Annotated in this window: 9 protein-coding genes; 5 read left to right on the top strand and 4 right to left on the bottom strand. The window is 64.0% G+C overall.

The genetic code is table 11. From position 1 onward, the window contains the following. Positions 1-131 precede the first annotated feature (131 nt). From HU736_RS14575 to HU736_RS14565, 3 genes are all read right to left on the bottom strand, one after another. The gene (locus HU736_RS14575; protein WP_186700587.1) at positions 132-1901 is read right to left on the bottom strand and encodes a protein-disulfide reductase DsbD; all 1770 of its coding nucleotides are present in this window, start codon (positions 1899-1901) and stop codon (positions 132-134) included. Between the two features lie 74 nt (positions 1902-1975). Then, positions 1976-2755 carry a methyl-accepting chemotaxis protein gene (locus HU736_RS22235; protein WP_411563232.1) on the bottom strand — a complete coding sequence of 260 codons (780 nt, stop codon included), beginning with the start codon at positions 2753-2755 and terminating at the stop codon, positions 1976-1978. Between the two features lie 1313 nt (positions 2756-4068). Further along, the gene (locus HU736_RS14565; protein ID WP_186700584.1) at positions 4069-5406 is read right to left on the bottom strand and encodes a GGDEF domain-containing response regulator; all 1338 of its coding nucleotides are present in this window, start codon (positions 5404-5406) and stop codon (positions 4069-4071) included. A gap of 245 nt (positions 5407-5651) precedes the next feature. Here HU736_RS14565 and HU736_RS14560 point away from each other — a divergent pair, with 245 nt between their 5' ends. The 4 genes from HU736_RS14560 to speA all read left to right on the top strand — a co-directional run bounded on the left by HU736_RS14560 (position 5652) and on the right by speA (position 9908). Then, entirely contained in the window at positions 5652-6719 is a 1068-nt protein-coding gene (locus tag HU736_RS14560; RefSeq protein ID WP_103435911.1) for a DUF2333 family protein, read from the top strand. A gap of 2 nt (positions 6720-6721) precedes the next feature. Further along, on the top strand, positions 6722-7258 hold the full coding sequence (locus HU736_RS14555; protein ID WP_186700583.1) for an NUDIX hydrolase: 537 nt from the start codon (positions 6722-6724) through the stop codon (positions 7256-7258). A gap of 213 nt (positions 7259-7471) precedes the next feature. Continuing rightward, entirely contained in the window at positions 7472-7843 is a 372-nt protein-coding gene (locus HU736_RS14550) for a translation initiation factor Sui1 (protein ID WP_186700582.1), read from the top strand. Between the two features lie 151 nt (positions 7844-7994). Then, positions 7995-9908: an arginine decarboxylase gene (speA, locus tag HU736_RS14545; protein ID WP_101316098.1), complete on the top strand. Its 1914-nt coding sequence runs from the start codon at positions 7995-7997 to the stop codon at positions 9906-9908. A 134-nt stretch (positions 9909-10042) separates the two neighbouring features. Here speA and HU736_RS14540 read toward each other — a convergent pair whose 3' ends face one another. Further along, complete coding sequence (locus HU736_RS14540) at positions 10043-11380, bottom strand: MATE family efflux transporter (RefSeq protein WP_186700581.1); 1338 nt, start codon at positions 11378-11380, stop codon at positions 10043-10045. A 178-nt stretch (positions 11381-11558) separates the two neighbouring features. Here HU736_RS14540 and HU736_RS14535 point away from each other — a divergent pair, with 178 nt between their 5' ends. Next, positions 11559-16460, top strand: a complete 4902-nt coding sequence (locus HU736_RS14535; RefSeq protein WP_186700580.1) for an alpha-2-macroglobulin family protein — start codon at positions 11559-11561, stop codon at positions 16458-16460. The last annotated feature ends 106 nt before the right edge of the window (positions 16461-16566 follow it).

Here is a 16566-nt window from a genome sequence, read left to right as displayed (position 1 = left end):
ATGCCGCAAAGCGAGTAGGTGTGTCCAGTTCCCGGCAATAGCCAGCACGTTGCCCGAGATTCGCGCAAAGTATGTGACCAGATGTTTAAATTTGGTCACCGCAGGCTGCGCACAGCGCAGTCAGCAGGAAGTTATAGCCCGAGTTGGCCGCGTACGCGGGTGAGGATCTGTGCAAAATCGCCGGCGTTTATTTCACCAACCACGCGATCGCTGCTCATTTCGCTGCCGTTTGCGGCAAAGAACAGCAGTGCCGGCGGGCCGAACAAGCGATAGCGGTCGAGCAGGCTGCGTTGCTCGACATTGCTTTCGGTGATGTCGAAACGCAGCAGCTTGAAGGCGCCCAACTGCGCCTGCACCTGCGGTGCGCTGAGCACCTCATGTTCTATCACCTTGCAGCTGATGCACCAGTCGGCGTACCAGTCGAGCAGCACCGGTTGGCCGGCGGCCGAGGCGGCCGCCAGGGCTGCGTCGAGCGCCGCCGGAGTGGTGATGGTCTGCCAGGCGTCGGCGCTGACTGCGCCTGCAGCAGCGGCTGGAGCCGCGCTGGGCAGTGGCCGCAATGGGTCACCCTGGCCGCTGAGGGCGCCGTACCAGCACGCCAGGGCGTACACCAGCAAGGCTAGGCCGGCCAATTGCGCGAGGCGCTCGCGTGGCGTTTTCACCACCAGCTCAAGGGCGCCGAGGAACAGCGCTACGCCCGCCGCCAGCAGGCCGATCAAGAGCAAGGTCAGCGGCCCGGGCAAAACACGGCTGAGCAGGCCGATAGCCAGACCCAGCAACAGCACGCCGATGGCATTCTTGACGGTGTTCAGCCATGGCCCACTCTTCGGCAGCCAGGCCGCGCCGCCGGTGCCGATCAGCAGCAATGGCGCGCCCATGCCCAGGCCCAGTGCGAACAGTTTCAGCGCGCCGCCCAAAGCGTCACCACTGGCGCTGATGTACAGCAGGGCGCCGGCCAGCGGCGCCGACACACAGGGTGAAACCAGCAGGCTGGAGAGCACGCCGAGCACCGCGGCACCGAGCAGCGAGCCGCCCTGGGTGCGATTGGCCACGCGGTCCAGGCGATTACTCAGGGCTTGTGGGAGCTTCAGCTCGAACAGGCCGAACATGGCCAGGGCAAACAGCACGAAGAACAGCGCAAACGGCACCAGCACCCAGGCCGATTGCAGCCGCGCCTGCAGGTTCAGCCCCGCGCCAAACACGCCCATCAGCGCGCCGAGGGTGGCGAAGCACACCGCCATCGGCAGCACATAGGCCAGCGACAGGCTGAAACCACGCCAGCCGCCGACCTGACCGCGCAAGACCACACCCGACAGGATCGGCAGCATCGGCAGTACGCAGGGGGTGAAGGTCAGGCCGACACCGGCGAGGAAGAACAGCAGCAACGCTTGCCAGTCCCAGCCGGGCGCGCTGCTTGGCGAGCTGGCTGTACCAGCCGCATCGATGGCAATCCTTGCGGTTTCCGGCGGATAGCACAGGCCTTTGTCGGCACAGCCCTGGTAGCCCACCAGCAGGGTAAAGCCGCGGCTGTCAGCGGCAGGTCGCGGCACGACGATATCGAGCACGCCGTGATACACCTCGACATCACCAAAAAACTCGTCGTGCTTGGCCTCGCCGGGCGGAATCTGCGCCGTGCCCAGAGCTACATCGGCAGGCTCGCTGCGGAACTGGAAGCGGTGGCGATAGAGGTAGTAACCGTCGCTGGCGACGAAACGCAGGGTGATGTTCTGCGCATCACTGCTGACCAGGCTCAACTTGAACGCTTCATGCACCGGCAGGAAGTCGCTGTTGTTACTCAGGGCAGAGGCACCGAGCGTGGCACTGGGGCGGTTGTCGAGCAGGCCAGCGGCGAAAGCCGGGCTGGCCAGCAGCAGAAACAGCAGGAAAAACAGGCGGCGCATGGCGGACTCGCGAGGTCGAACGTGGGCGCATGATAGCGGACTTGGCGGGCATTGGGGGCGCCCGCCCGGCCTGCTCAGAGGCGGAATGCAGCCACTGCAGTGTTCAGCTCACCGCCCAGCTTGAGCAATTGCTCGCCTTGTTCACGGCCTTCGCCGATGCGCTGCAGGTTGTCTTCGCCAAGTTGGTGAATGCGCTCGCTGTGGTCGCGGATGTCGCTCACGGCGCCGGTTTGTTGCGCCGTCACATCGGCGATACGCCCAGCGGTGTCGGCGATGGTGCGGATTGCCGTGACGATGTCATCCAGAGCGCCATCTGCCGTCTGCGCCTGGCTGGCAGTGGCCTCGGCATGCTCGAGCTGGGTGCGCATGCCATTCACCGAGTCGCGCGCGGCCAGTTGCAGGCGGTCGATCAGTGCCTGGATTTCGCCGGTAGCGCCAGTTGTGCGTTGCGCCAGCGAGCGCACCTCATCGGCGACCACGGCAAAGCCGCGGCCCATCTCGCCGGCGCGAGCCGCTTCGATTGCGGCGTTGAGCGCCAGCAGGTTGGTCTGTTCGGCAATCGAGCGAATCACCGTGAGCACACCGCCGATGGTCGCCGACTCCTGTGCCAGTTGTTCGATCATCTGCGCATTGCCCTGGACTTCATCAACCAGCGTACGCAGCCCAGACAGGCTCTGGCCGATCACCCGCTGACCGTGCTCGACGGCACTGCCGGCCTCGCGACTGGCCTGGGCCGCAGCGCTGGCATCGCCTGCCACTTGCTGAATGGTCGCTTCCAGCTCGCCCAGGGCATCGCGGATCTGCGCCGTGTCACCGGCCTGGCGTTCGGCGCCTTGGTGCAGGCCGCTGCTCATGCCGGCCAGAGCATGACTGCTGCCGGCAACCTGCTCGGCGTTGGCGCGCAAGGTCGCCACAAGTTGCACCAGATACTGGCGCAGGTGGTTGAGCGAATCTTCGATGTCGTGCAGTTCGCGGTTGGTCTTGCCCAAGGAAATGGGCTGGGCAAAATCGCCCTCGGCCCAGCGTGACAGTGCTGGTGCAAGGCTGCCGAGGGTTCCCGCCAGGCGCCGCTGGAGGCTGTCGATGAGCAGCGCGATGAACAGAATCAAGACGATCATCACGCCCTGAATGATGCGCACCTCGGCGGCGATGCTGGCGTGTTGCGCGCGTACCTGCGGCTCCAGCCCGGCAAGCACTTGCTGCACCGCCTCGAGCCGCTCGCGGGTGCTGTTGGCCAGGGTTGCGCGCTGATCGATCTGTTCGCGCGTGCGCTGCAGTTCGGCGCGATAGCGGCTGAGCAGGCTCTGCAGATCGCGCTTGAGGGCCACGGCGACGTCTTCGCGCTGCTCGCTAGCCTGGCTTTGCAGGCCCATCAGCGCGGCGAAGTCGTCAGCGCCGGACTCGGCCGCGCGGGTCACGCCCAGTAGCGGCAATGCTGCAATCTGCTCGGCCTGAACACGTACCTGCTGCAATTCGCGTTCGACTTCTTCAGCCAGCTCGGCGCGACCACTGCTGACCAGCTTGTCGCGGGCCAGCGATAAACGGCCCAAATGCACCGCTGCGTCCAGCAGGGGCGCCAGGTAGCGCTGGGCCTGCTCGCTGGCGCTACCTTGGGCGTAGCCAGCCAGCTGTTCGAGAGTGCCGCCCAGTTCGCGCTCAGCCTGCAGCAGCAAGGCTTGCGGATCACCCGCCAGCTTGCCGGCGGCCAGTAGCTGATTGCCGGTGAATGCCTGCAACTCGGCGAGGCTGGGGCGCAGTTGCTCGGCCAGAGCTTCGGGCCAGTCAGCAAGCGCTGCCTGCAACTGCTGGTTGCCCTGCACAGCGGCGGCGTGGCGTACGGCGTCGCCGCTGGCCAGGTAGGCCTGGGTATCGCGCTCGATATGGTTCTGAAACTGCTGCGACAAGCCCAGATAGCGTTCCATCAGCAGATAGGGACGCTCCAGTGCTCGTTGTGACCACCACAGGGTTGCGCCCAGGGCAATGCACACGGCAACGAGCAACAGGGTGTTGAAATTGGTCAACCACTTCAGGCGCATGGCGCAGGCTTCCGGCAGCGTGGAGAGAGGTAGGTGCCTGAAGTTATTGCGATTTCATGACGGGGTGATGACGGAGGAGGGTGCTGCGCTGGAGAATTGTGGCCTTTTGCCTTGATCGGGCCTGGCGCCGTTTACGCGGGGTCTACCCGCACCACGCAGTTGCGCCCGGCATGCTTGGCCCGGTACAGCGCTTCGTCAGCGGCACTGGCCATGCTCAGGGCATCGTGCGCTTGATCCAACTGCACCACGCCGGCGCTGAAGGTGCAGTGCAGGTCGTGGGGTTGGGCGGGATAGATGATCTCGGCAAAGCGCCGGCGGATCTCGTCGAGCACCTTGTAGGCCGCGCTCAGCGGCGTATTGGGCAGCACAATGGCGAATTCCTCACCGCCGTAACGGCCGATGTAATCGGTCTTGCGCAGGCGTTGCTTGAGGAACAATGCCAGGCTCTTGATCACCCGGTCGCCCATGGGGTGGCCGTGGCGGTCGTTGATCTTCTTGAAGTGGTCGATGTCGAGCATGGCAAAGCTCAGCGGCTGCTGTTCGCGGCGGGCGCGCAAGCGGCAGTCTTCCAGCAATTGCAGGATATGCGTGTGGTTGTACAGACCGGTCAGGCTGTCGCGGACCATCCTCGCCTTGAGATGACGCGCGCGCACGGCGCGGTTGCGTACCGTGGTCAGCAGCTGGCGTGAACGCACCGGCTTGGTCAGAAAATCATCACCGCCTTCGCTCATGGCATCGAGCTGCTTGTTCAGGTCGTCCTCGGCCGACAGGTAGATGATCGGCACGCTGACATAGCGGTCATTGTGGCGGATCACCTTGGCCAGCTCCGGCCCGGTACAGTCGGGCATATAGAGGTCGAGGATGATCAGGTCGGGCTGGAAGTCAGCCAGCTCGGCCATGGCGCGGATCGGCTCGGTCAGGCTGCGAGTGATCATCCCGGCGCTGTTGAGCACGCGCTCGGTATGCAGTGCCTGGGTGCGCGAGTCATCGATGATCAGTACTCGAAATGGGTCGTACTGAGTGGCGTTGGTCAGCATCTCGACCTTTTCCAGCAGGCTCGATGCTTCCAGCGTACCGGTCATGAACGCCTGGCCACCGGCGCGCACGGCGGCCAGGCGCGTCGGCGTGTCGGTTTCGTGCAGGCTGAAGAACAGCAGCGGCACAGCCTGATCCAGCCCCAGCTGGGCCTGCGCCGCCAGCAGCAGGCCACAGCCCGGGCCGCTGAAGTCGACGTCCATGACTATCGCCGCCGGCAAGCGCTCGCGCATCGCCGCGCAGAACACCTCGGCAGTGGCCAGTGCGTGCACCCCCAGGCCAAAGAATTCCAGCTGCTGCGCCAGGCGTTCGGCGCGGTCATGATCCTGCAGCAGGATATACACCGGTTTGCGCAACGGCGGCAGCGGCACGTCGTCGACGTAATCGCTGCTGCGCTTGGCGCGCTCTTGGCTGGGCTGTGGTGACTGGATCATGGCTGACTACTTATTATGGGGGAATGCAGCTTCGATGATGGCTGTATGCTAGCACCACTTCTGCAAGCTGCGCGTGTACCAGGTCAACATTGCGTCTGGTCCTGTTATTCAGTTGCCGACCACCCGGTCGCTTATGCGCAAGCCGGTGTCTGCTTTATAGTGGGTCGATGTGGGCTTGCCGTGGCACCCTGGCCGTAGCCTGAGGTCCAAGCTCTGAACCGTCGTGACTGATTAAGGACAATGCCATGCTGGACTGGAAAAACCGTGAGGCCACTGCCGAGCCTCGTGAGCGGCCCGACTCCCGTCGCGCCGCCGCCCGTAGCTACCTTGGCGGCCTCTGGAGCCGCGCTCTTGGGGTTGTGATCGGGCTGTACCTGCTGGTCTGTATCGGCCTTGGCTGGTACTGGAGCCAGGAGCCTGACCTGTTCCCGGTGCAGCAGAATGCCCAGGCCAGCGCCGAGCGCAGCGGGCAGAAGATGGTCATTGGTTACACCACCGTCGAGACGCTGAAAACCGTTGCCGCCACCCTGCTCGACAAGCCGGGCGGTTATATTTCCAACGACCGCTTCCCGCCTGGGCTATGGATGGACAACATGCCGAGCTGGGAATATGGCGTGCTGGTGCAGGTGCGCGACTTGTCGCGGGCACTGCGCAAGGACTTCGCCCGTTCGCAGTCGCAGTCGACCGAAGACGCCGACCTGGCCAAGGCCGAGCCGCGCTTCAACTTCGACAACAAGAGCTGGATTCTGCCTTCGAGCGAGTCCGAGTTCTCTGAAGGCATCAAGTCGCTCGAGCGTTATCAGACGCGTCTGGCCGCAGGCGACAAGGGCGCGATCTTCTATACCCGTGCCGATAACCTGAACAACTGGCTGGGTGACGTAGCCACCCGTCTGGGTTCGCTGTCGCAGCGGCTGTCGGCCAGTGTCGGCCGGGTCAAGCTGAACAGCACCTTGAAGACTGAAACCGTGGTGGCTGGCCAGGTGCCGCAGCTTGATGAAGAGCTGGTGGAAACACCATGGATGCAGATCGACAACGTCTTCTATGAAGCACGCGGTCAGGCCTGGGCGCTGTCGCACCTGTTGCGCGCCATTGAAGTGGACTTCGCCGACGTCCTGGCCAAAAAGAACGCCACGGTTAGCGTGCGCCAGATCATTCGTGAGCTGGAAGCTTCGCAGGAAGCGCTGTGGAGCCCAATGGTGCTCAACGGTAGCGGCTTCGGCATGTGGGCCAACCACTCGCTGGTGATGGCCAACTACATCTCCCGCGCCAACGCCGCAGTGATCGACCTGCGTCAGCTGCTGTCGCAAGGCTGAGCATGACCATCACCCCAGCCGAGGCTGTCCACCGGGCGGCCTCGGACCTCGAACTGATCGCCTGGGTCGACGAGCATGATCAACTGCTCGGCGCCATGCCGCGTGCACAGCTGCGTGAGGCAGGGCTGATTGGCCGCTGCACATTCATTCTGCTGTTCAACAGCGCCGGCTTGCTCTGCATCAACCGCCGCTCCCTGAGCAAGGCGGTCTACCCGGGGTACTGGGACGTGGCCGCTGGCGGCATGGTGGCGACCGATGAGAGCTATGCCGAATCGGCGGCCCGCGAGCTGGCCGAGGAACTCGGGGTGACCGGCGTCGAGCTGCGCTTTCATGAGCGGTTCTATTTTGACCAGCCGGGCAATCGGCTCTGGTGCGGCGTGTTTTCGTCGGTCTGGGACGGGCCGCTAAGCTTGCAGCCGGAGGAGGTCAGCGAGGCGCGCTTCGTCAGCCTGGCGCAGGTCGACGATGAGCGTCAGCGCTTGCCTTATTGCCCGGATTCGCTGGTTGCGCTGCAGCGCTATCAGGCAGGCTTGAGCTAGTCAGCGGCCAGGAGTCTGCGTCAGGTCGTAAAACCTGCGCAAAATGGCGCAATCCAGTACTTAGCAAGCGGCGCAATTATCGTTACACTGCGCGCCCTTTTCGGGCTGTCGCAGCTTTTGCGTCAGTAGCGCCGCCCCTGCCAGAGTGGGGCTTCGCGGTCGGCTCCAGGCAACGGAATCGACCAGTTTTTGTCCTCAGCAAGAGGAACAAAAGTGGCCAAGAAAGCTTCTTCCTTTTCCGCCTTGAGCGGTCTCGTTTATTCCACCGATGCCGGTCGGCACTGCCCCGACTGTGGCCAGCCGGCGGACGCCTGTATCTGCAAGCAGCAAGCCATCCCCGAAGGTGACGGTATTGCCCGTGTGCGCCGCGAAAGCAAAGGCCGCGGCGGCAAGACGGTGACCACCATCAGCGGTGTGCCGTTGGCGCTCCAACCCTTGAAAGAGCTGGCTGCCAGCCTCAAGCGGCGTTGTGGCACCGGTGGCGCCTTGAAAGACGGCGTTATCGAGATCCAGGGCGACCACGTCGAGCTGTTGCTGGCAGAGCTGACCAAGCAAGGCTTCAAGGCGAAAAAGTCCGGTGGTTGAATCACCAGGCGATTTTTTCCGCCGAGCTTTCTAAACTCGATTCCGTAACCAGGGTCTACCCCTGGCATGGACGAATCGTCATTTTTCGCTTTTACACTGCCGTCGCCTTGTCGCCAAGGCAGTGTCTTCGACTTATCTACAGGGGACTTGAATGTCCGTACGACGCACACGCAAAGACGATGGTAGCCAGTGGACCGTGGCCGACAGCCGCAGTGTTTATGGCATCCGCCATTGGGGCGCTGGTTATTTCGCCATCAATGAAGCCGGGCGCGTCGAAGTGCGCCCCAACGGCCCCGACAGTGCCCCCATCGACCTCTTCGAACAGGTTGACGAGCTGCGTCAGAGTGGCCTTTCGCTGCCATTGCTGGTGCGTTTCCCGGACATCCTGCAAGACCGCGTCCGCCAGTTGACCGGCGCTTTCGACGCCAACATCGCGCGCCTGGAATACCAGAGCGAGTACACCGCTCTGTACCCGATCAAGGTCAACCAGCAGGAAGCGGTTGTCGAGAACATCATCGCCACCCAGAACGTATCGATCGGCCTTGAAGCCGGCTCCAAGCCAGAGCTGCTGGCGGTGCTGGCGCTGGCGCCGAAGGGCGGCACCATCGTCTGCAACGGCTACAAGGACCGTGAGTTCATCCGCCTCGCGCTGATGGGCCAGAAGCTTGGTCATAACGTATTCATCGTTATCGAAAAGGAGTCCGAGGTCGCGCTGGTGATCGAAGAGGCTGCCGAGCTCAAGGTCAAGCCACAGGTCGGCTTGCGCGTACGCCTGTCGTCGCTGGCATCGAGCAAGTGGGCCGACACCGGCGGTGAGAAGTCCAAGTTCGGTCTGTCGGCGGCGCAGTTGCTGTCAGTGGTCGAGCGCTTCCGCGCTGCCGGACTGGACCAGGGCATCCGCCTGCTGCACTTCCATATGGGTTCGCAGATCGCCAACCTGGCCGACTACCAGCATGGCTTCAAGGAAGCGATCCGTTATTACGGCGAGCTGCGTTCACTGGGCTTGCCGGTCGATCATATCGACGTTGGCGGTGGCCTTGGGGTCGACTACGACGGCACCCACTCGCGCAATGCCAGCTCGATCAACTATGACATCGACGACTACGCCGCCGTCGTGGTGGGAATGCTCAAGGAGTTCTGCGATGCGCAGGGCCTGCCGCATCCGCACATCTTTTCCGAAAGCGGCCGTGCCCTGACCGCGCACCACGCGATGCTGGTGGTGCAGGTGACCGACGTCGAGAAGCACAACGACGAAGTGCCGACCATCGACAACAAGGAAGCCCTGCCCGAGACCGTGCAATGGCTGGTCGACCTGCTCGGCCCAACCGATATCGAGATGGTCACCGAGACCTACTGGCGTGCCACCCACTACATGGGTGACGTGGCGGCGCAGTATGCCGACGGTAAACTCACCCTGTCGGAAAAGGCCCTCGCCGAGCAGTGCTACTTCGCCGTGTGCCGCCGCTTGCACAACTCGCTCAAGGCCCGTCAGCGCTCGCACCGCCAGGTGCTCGACGAACTCAACGACAAGCTCGCCGACAAGTACATCTGCAACTTCTCGGTGTTCCAGAGCCTGCCGGATACCTGGGCGATTGGCCAGGTACTGCCGATCCTGCCGCTGCACCGCCTGGACGAAGAGCCGCTGCGCCGCGCCGTGCTGCAGGACCTGACCTGCGACTCGGACGGCAAGATCAACCAGTACGTCGACGAGCAAAGCATCGAAACCAGCCTGCCGGTGCATGGTATCAACGAGGGTGAGGACTACCTGCTGGGGATCTTCCTGGTCGGTGCCTATCAGGAAATCCTCGGTGACATGCACAACCTGTTCGGTGACACCGACTCGGTGAACATCTACCAGAACGCCGACGGCAGCGCCTACCACGCCGGTATCGAGACCCATGACACCATCGAAGACATGCTGCGCTACGTGCACTTGTCGCCGGAGGAGTTGATGACTCACTACCGCGACAAGGTCGCCAGCGCCAAGATCACCGCCCGCGAACGCACCCAGTACCTGGATGCGCTGCGGTTGGGCTTGACCCGGTCTTCGTACCTGTCGTCGTGATGTGTAAAAGGGGCTGCTAGCAGCCTTTGCTGCACCTGAGACTTTGGGGTCGCAGAGCGGCCCCAGCTTTACTCGGCCAGCGCCCCAGTGGATATGGCCATCCTCGAACTGGCCGTTGAAAAGATCGCCCTAAATCACCCCAACCACCGCCCCTCTCGCTGCATCCGCCAGCCAACCCACCCCAGCGTCACCCCGCGCAACGCCATGAACCCAAGAAACGCCAGCCATAACCCATGATTGCCATACCCGCTGGCCATCCACGCCAACGGCGCCGCCAGCAGCAAGCTCAGCAGCATCGCATTGCGCATCTCACGCGCGCGGGTCGCGCCGATGAACAGGCCGTCGAGCAAGTAGCTCCACACGGCAATCAGCGGCAGCACTGCCAGGTACGGCAGGTACGGATAGGCCGCCTCGCGTACGCTGGCGATGTCGGTTTGCAGGTTGATGAACAAGTGCCCGCCGAGCAGAAACACCCCGGCAAAACCAATACTGACAAGCAGTGACCAGCCACCGGCGACCACCAGCGAGCGCCGCAGGGTCTGCCGGTCGCGGGCGCCGATGGCGTGACCGCACAGCGCTTCAACCGCATGGGCCAGGCCGTCGAGGGCATAGGCAGTCAGCAACAGGCCATTGAGCAGCAGGGCATTGGCCGCCACCGTCGCTTCACCGAGGCGTGCGCCTTGCACCGTAAGCAGCAGGAATACCAACTGCAACGCCAAGCTGCGCAGGAAGATATCGCGGTTGACCGAAAGCAGCGGCCGCCAGGCCTGCCAGCGGCGCAGCGCCGCCCAGGCGAGCTGCCCAGGATAGCGGCGTAACGCCGGTCGGGTCAGAGCCAGGCCGAGCAGGGCGGCGCTCCATTCGGAAATCACCGAAGCCCGCGCCGAGCCAATCACGCCCCAGTCCAGGCCCAGCACGAACCACAGATTGAGCACGATGTTGAGCAGGTTGGTGGTCAGCAGGATCGCCAACGGCGCGCGCGCGTTCTGCGTGCCGAGAAACCAGCCGACCAGGGCGTAACTGGCCAAGGCTGCCGGCAAGCCAAGCAATCGAGTGTGGAAGAAATCTTCGGTGGATTGATGCAGCGCCGCACTTGGGTTGATTACCTGCAACGCCAGTTGGCTGAAGGGCAGTGCCAACACCCCGATCAGCGCGGCAAAACCCAGCGCCAGCAGCAATCCCTGCACCAGCACTTGGCGTAGCGCCGCGCCATCGTTGCGCCCGGCGGCCTGGGCGGCGAAGCCCGTGGAGCCCATGCGCAGGAAGCCCATCAAACCCACCATGAAGGTGAACAAGGTCGCGCCCACGGCCACCGCGCCGAGCTGATGCGCATGCGGCAGGTGGCCAATCACCGTGCTGTCGACCAATGCAACCAACGGCACCGAGATGTTTGAGAGGATCATCGGTGCGGCCAGCGCCCAGACCTTGCGGTGGGTCAGGCGGTGGCGCCAGTCGGCGGACAGCGGGGGCATACGGACTCCTGTTGCGATCAAAGCTGAGATTGGCGTGGCGCCGCCGAGGCTATTCTAGCGAGCTGCCCGGCCGCCCGTGCGAACAAGCTCGCAGTTACCACTCGACAGCAGGTAAGCCGCTGGCCGTTGCGCTATAGTTGCAGCCCTCAAGAACACGCTGCCCAAGAGTCTTCTCTCCATGTTCAACAAAGGATTGTTGCTGGCCTGCGCGCTGGCATTGCTCAGTGCCTGTGATTCCTCGTCGAAGGACACCGCTGCCCCTGTCGAAAAGCCTGCAGCAACTGCCCCGGCCGAAGCCAAGGCCGCCAAACGGGAAGACCCGGCAGTGCTCGCCAAGCGCTACGCAGGCCGCGAGCTGACCGTGCTCGATGTCTCGGAAACCCAGCTCGACGGCGCCAGCGCGCTGTCGATCAGTTTCTCGGCGCCGCTCGATGCCAAGCAGGACTTCGCCAGCAAGGTGCACCTGGTCGACACCGTCAAAGGCAAGGTGGACGGCGCCTGGGAGCTTTCCGACAACCAGATGGAATTGCGCCTGCGCCACCTTGAACCGCAGCGCAAGCTGGTGCTGACCCTGGACAAGGGCCTGCTCGCGGTGAATGGCAACAGCCTCGCGGCCGAGTCGGTCAGCCGCCTGGAAACCCGCGACATGCAGGCCACCATCGGCTTTGCCAGCCGTGGCTCGTTGCTGCCGACGCGCCTGGCCGAAGGCCTGCCGGTGATTGCCTTGAACGTCGACAAGGTCGATGTCGAGTTCTTCCGCATCAAGCCGGAGATGCTCTCGACCTTTTTGGCCAATTGGGGCCGCAACAGCAGCCTGTACTATTACCAGTCCAAAGAAACTCTGGACATGGCCGAGTTGGTCTACGGCGGGCGCTTCGACCTCAACCCTGCCCGCAACACCCGCGAGACGGTGTTGCTGCCGATTGCCGGGATCAAGCCACTGCAGGAGCCAGGCGTATACCTGGCGGTGATGCGTGCATCTGGCACCTATGACTATTCCCAGCCAGCAACCCTGTTCACCCTGAGTGATATCGGCGTCTCGGCGCACCGTTACCGTGACCGCCTGGATGTGTTCGCCCAGGCACTGGAAGGCGGCAAGGCGCTCAGTGGCGTCAACCTCGAACTGCACGACGACAAGGGCAAGCTGCTGGCTCAGGCCAAGACCGACAGTGATGGCCATGCCCAGCTGCCGATCACCGACAAGGCCGATACCCTGATCGCCACCCAGGGCGTGCACACCACTCTATTGCGGCTCAACACCGCCGCCCTCGACCTGGCCGAGTTCGACATCACCGGGCCGCAGGCCAACCCGCTGCAGTTCTTCGTGTTCGGCCCGCGTGACCTCTATCGCCCGGGCGAGACCGTGCTGCTCAATGGCCTGTTGCGTGATCAGGATGGCAAGCCGGTCAAGGCGCAGCCAGTCAGCGTCGAGGTGCGCCGGCCGGATGAGCAGGTCAGCCGCAAGTTCGTCTGGGAGGCCGATGCCAATGGCCTCTATCAATATCAGCTGCAGCTGGCGAGCGAGGCACCGACCGGTCGCTGGCAGTTGCTGCTCGATCTCGGCGGTGGCCGTAAGCAGGTTTTCGAGATCCTCGTCGAAGACTTCCTGCCCGAGCGTCTGGCGCTTGAACTCAAGGGCAGCGCCACGCCGCTGAGCCCTGAGCAGACCGCGCAGATCAAAGTCAATGGCCGCTACCTGTATGGCGCCCCGGCAGCGGGCAACCGCCTCAGTGGCCAGGCCTACGTGCGGCCGCTGCGTGAAGCAGTGCCGGCGTTGCCCGGCTACCAGTTCGGGTCGATCACCGAAACCGAGCTGAGTCAGGATCTGGAGCTGGACGAAGTCACCCTCGACCAGGCCGGCAAGGCCACCATCGACATCGAAAGCCGCTGGAGCGAGGCCCGTTCGCCGCTGCAGTTGAGTGTGCAGGCCAGCCTGCAGGAGTCCGGCGGCCGACCGATTACCCGCCGCCTTGAGCAACCGATCTGGCCGGCCGAGCGCCTGCCTGGCCTGCGCGGTTTGTTCGACGGTGAAGAAACCGATGGCGATGGCCCGGTCGAATTCGAAGTGCTGGTAGCCGACCGCAACGGTGCCAAGCTGGCCGCCGACGACCTCAAGGTGCGGCTGATCCGTGAGCGCCGCGACTACTACTGGAACTACTCGCAGAGCGACGGCTGGAGCTACAACTACAACGAGAAGTACCTGACCCAGAGCGAAGAGACCGTCAGCGTCAAAGCCGGCTCCACCGCCAAGCTGAACTTCCAGGTCGAGTGGGGCCCTTACCGGGTCGAGGTTGAAGACCCGCAGACCGGGCTGGTGTCCAGTGCACGCTTCTGGGCCGGTTACCGCGCTCAGGACAACGCCGAAGGCGGCGCGGTGCGCCCGGATCAGGTCAAACTCGCCCTGGACAAACCGTCCTATGCCGACGGCGCCACGGCCAAGGTGACGGTCACGCCGCCTGCAGCCGGCAGCGGCTACCTAATGATCGAATCCAGCGATGGGCCGCTGTGGTGGCAGGAAATCGACGTGCCCGCCGAAGGCAAGACCTTCGACGTGCAGTTGGACAAGAAGTGGGCGCGGCACGACCTGTACATCAGTGCGCTGGTGATTCGCCCAGGTGAGCGCAAGGCCAACGCCACGCCAAAACGGGCGGTCGGCGTGCTCCATATGCCACTGGATCGGACCGAGCGCAAGCTGGCCCTGACCCTGCAGACGCCTGAGAAGATGCGCCCCAAGCAGCCTTTGACGGTCAAGTTCAAGGCTACCGCTGCCGACGGCAGCGTGCCTAAACAGGTGCATGTGCTGCTCAGCGCAGTGGATGTCGGCATCCTCAATATCACCGACTTCAAGACCCCTGATCCTTTCGCCAGCCTGTTCGGGCGCAAGGCCTATGGCGCTGACCAACTGGATATCTATGGCCAGTTGATCGAAGCCGGGCAGGGCCGTCTGGCCAGCCTGGCCTTTGGTGGTGACGCCGCGCTGGCCAAGGGCGGCAAGCGGCCCAATACCACGGTGACCATCGTTGCCCAGCAGAGCCTGCCGGTGACCCTCAACGACAAGGGCGAGGGCGAAGCAACGGTTGATATCCCCGACTTCAACGGTGAACTGCGGATCATGGCCCAGGCCTGGAGCGACGAGCAGTTCGGCATGGCCGAAGGCAAGACCGTGGTCGCCGCGCCGCTGATCGCCGAGCTGTCGGCACCGCGCTTCCTCGCCGGTGGTGACCGCACCAGCCTGGCGCTGGATCTGGCCAACCTGTCCGGGCGCGCCCAGCAGCTGACGGTCGAACTCAGCGGCGAAGGCCAGTTGAGCCTGGCGGCCGGCAGTCAGCAGAATGTTGCCCTGGCCGAGGGCCAGCGCAAGACTCTGATGATCCCGGTGCAGGCCTTGGGCGGTCTCGGCCAGGGCACCCTGCGCGTGCGCGTCAACGGCCTGCAACTGCCGGGTGAAGCCGCCAGCAGCTTTGAGCGTGAGTGGAAACTGGGCGTGCGTCCGGCTTATCCGGCGATGCTCAAACACTACCGCGTGGCACTCAAGGATCAGCCGTGGAGCCTGCCGGAGAGCGATCTGGCTGAGTTCGAGCCGGCCGGTCTTGAGGCCAGCCTGGCCCTGTCGAGCCGGCCGCCGCTGAACCTGGCCGAGCAGATCCGTGCGCTCGAGGCCTATCCCTATGGTTGCCTGGAACAGACCACCAGCGGCCTGTACCCGTCGCTCTATGCCGATGCCGAAAGTCTCAAGCGCCTCGGCATCAAGGGCGAGCCTGCCGATGTGCGCAAGCGCAAGATCGAGATGGGCATCGAGCATCTGTTGGGCATGCAACGCTACAACGGTGGCTTTGGCCTGTGGAGCTCCGACAGTGAAGAAGAATACTGGCTGACTGCCTACGTCACCGACTTCCTCCTGCGTGCTCGCGAGCAGGGCTATGGCGTGCCGGCCGAAGCGCTGAAAAAGGCCAACGAGCGGCTGCTGCGGTACTTGCAGGAGCGCAATCTGATCGAGGTCAACTACAGCGACAACGCCGAGCACACCCGCTTTGCCGTGCAAGCCTACGCCGCCTTGGTACTGGCGCGCAGTCAGCAGGCGCCGCTGGGTGCCCTGCGCGCAGTGTTCGAGCGCCGGAGCGATGCCCGTTCCGGTCTGCCGCTGGTGCAGTTGGCCGTGGCACTGGACAAGATGGGCGACAAGCCACGTGCTCAGCAAGCGCTGCAAGCGGGCCTGGCGATCAGCCGCGGCAAGGGCTGGATGGCCGACTACGGCAGTGCAGTGCGTGACCAGGCGTTGATCCTCGCCTTGCTCCAGGAAAACAACCTGGCCACCAATCAGGTCGATCAGCGCCTGTTTGCCTTGTCTGACGAACTGGCCGCCAACCGCTGGTTGTCGACCCAGGAGCGCAATGCGCTGTTCCTCGCGGGCCGCGGCCTGCTGGGTAAACCTGAAGGCAAGTGGCAGGCGCGGCTGGACAGCGCCGGCGAGGTGCGCGAGTTCAACAACGTCGAATCGGGGATGAAGCTCGAAGGGCCGTTACTGGCATCGCCGCTGACCTTGCAGAACCAGGGGAGCGACACCCTTTATCAGCAACTGACCCTGTCCGGTTACCCGCGCCAAGCGCCGCCGGCCAGCAGTAACGGTATGGAGATCCGCCGCGAGTACCTGGGCATGAACGGTCAGCCGCTGGATCTGCGCAATCTGCGTAGCGGTGAGCTGGTGCTGGTGCACCTGGCCTTGCGTGCCTCGACCCAAGTGCCGGACGCACTGGTGGTTGACCTGCTGCCGGCGGGGCTTGAGCTGGAAAACCAGAACCTGGCGCAGAGCGCAGCCAGCCTGGACAACGCCAGCAGTGCGGTGAAGGAATGGCGCGAGTCGATGCAGAACGCCAGCGTGGTGCATCAGGAGTACCGTGATGACCGCTATGTCGCTGCCCTGAAACTGGACAGCTACGGCACCACCCACCTGTTGTACCTGGCCCGCGCCGTGACCCCGGGTACCTACCGGGTGCCGCCGCCGCAGGTTGAGTCGATGTATCGACCTAATCTGCAGGCGGTGGGTGAGAGTCAGGGGGATATGACGGTTAAGGGGCGCTGAGGCGGGATTCTTGCCTCGTTCGAGATCGCCGGGGCCGCTGCGCGGCCCTTTCGCGACACAGACCGCGTAACGCCCGAGCGACGCGGTCATCTGTAGGAGCGGCCTT

The sequence above is a fragment of the Pseudomonas shirazensis genome (genome assembly GCF_014268785.2).
Classification (GTDB): Bacteria; Pseudomonadota; Gammaproteobacteria; order Pseudomonadales; family Pseudomonadaceae; genus Aquipseudomonas; species Aquipseudomonas shirazensis.
This window is presented reverse-complemented; position numbering and strand designations above follow the sequence as displayed.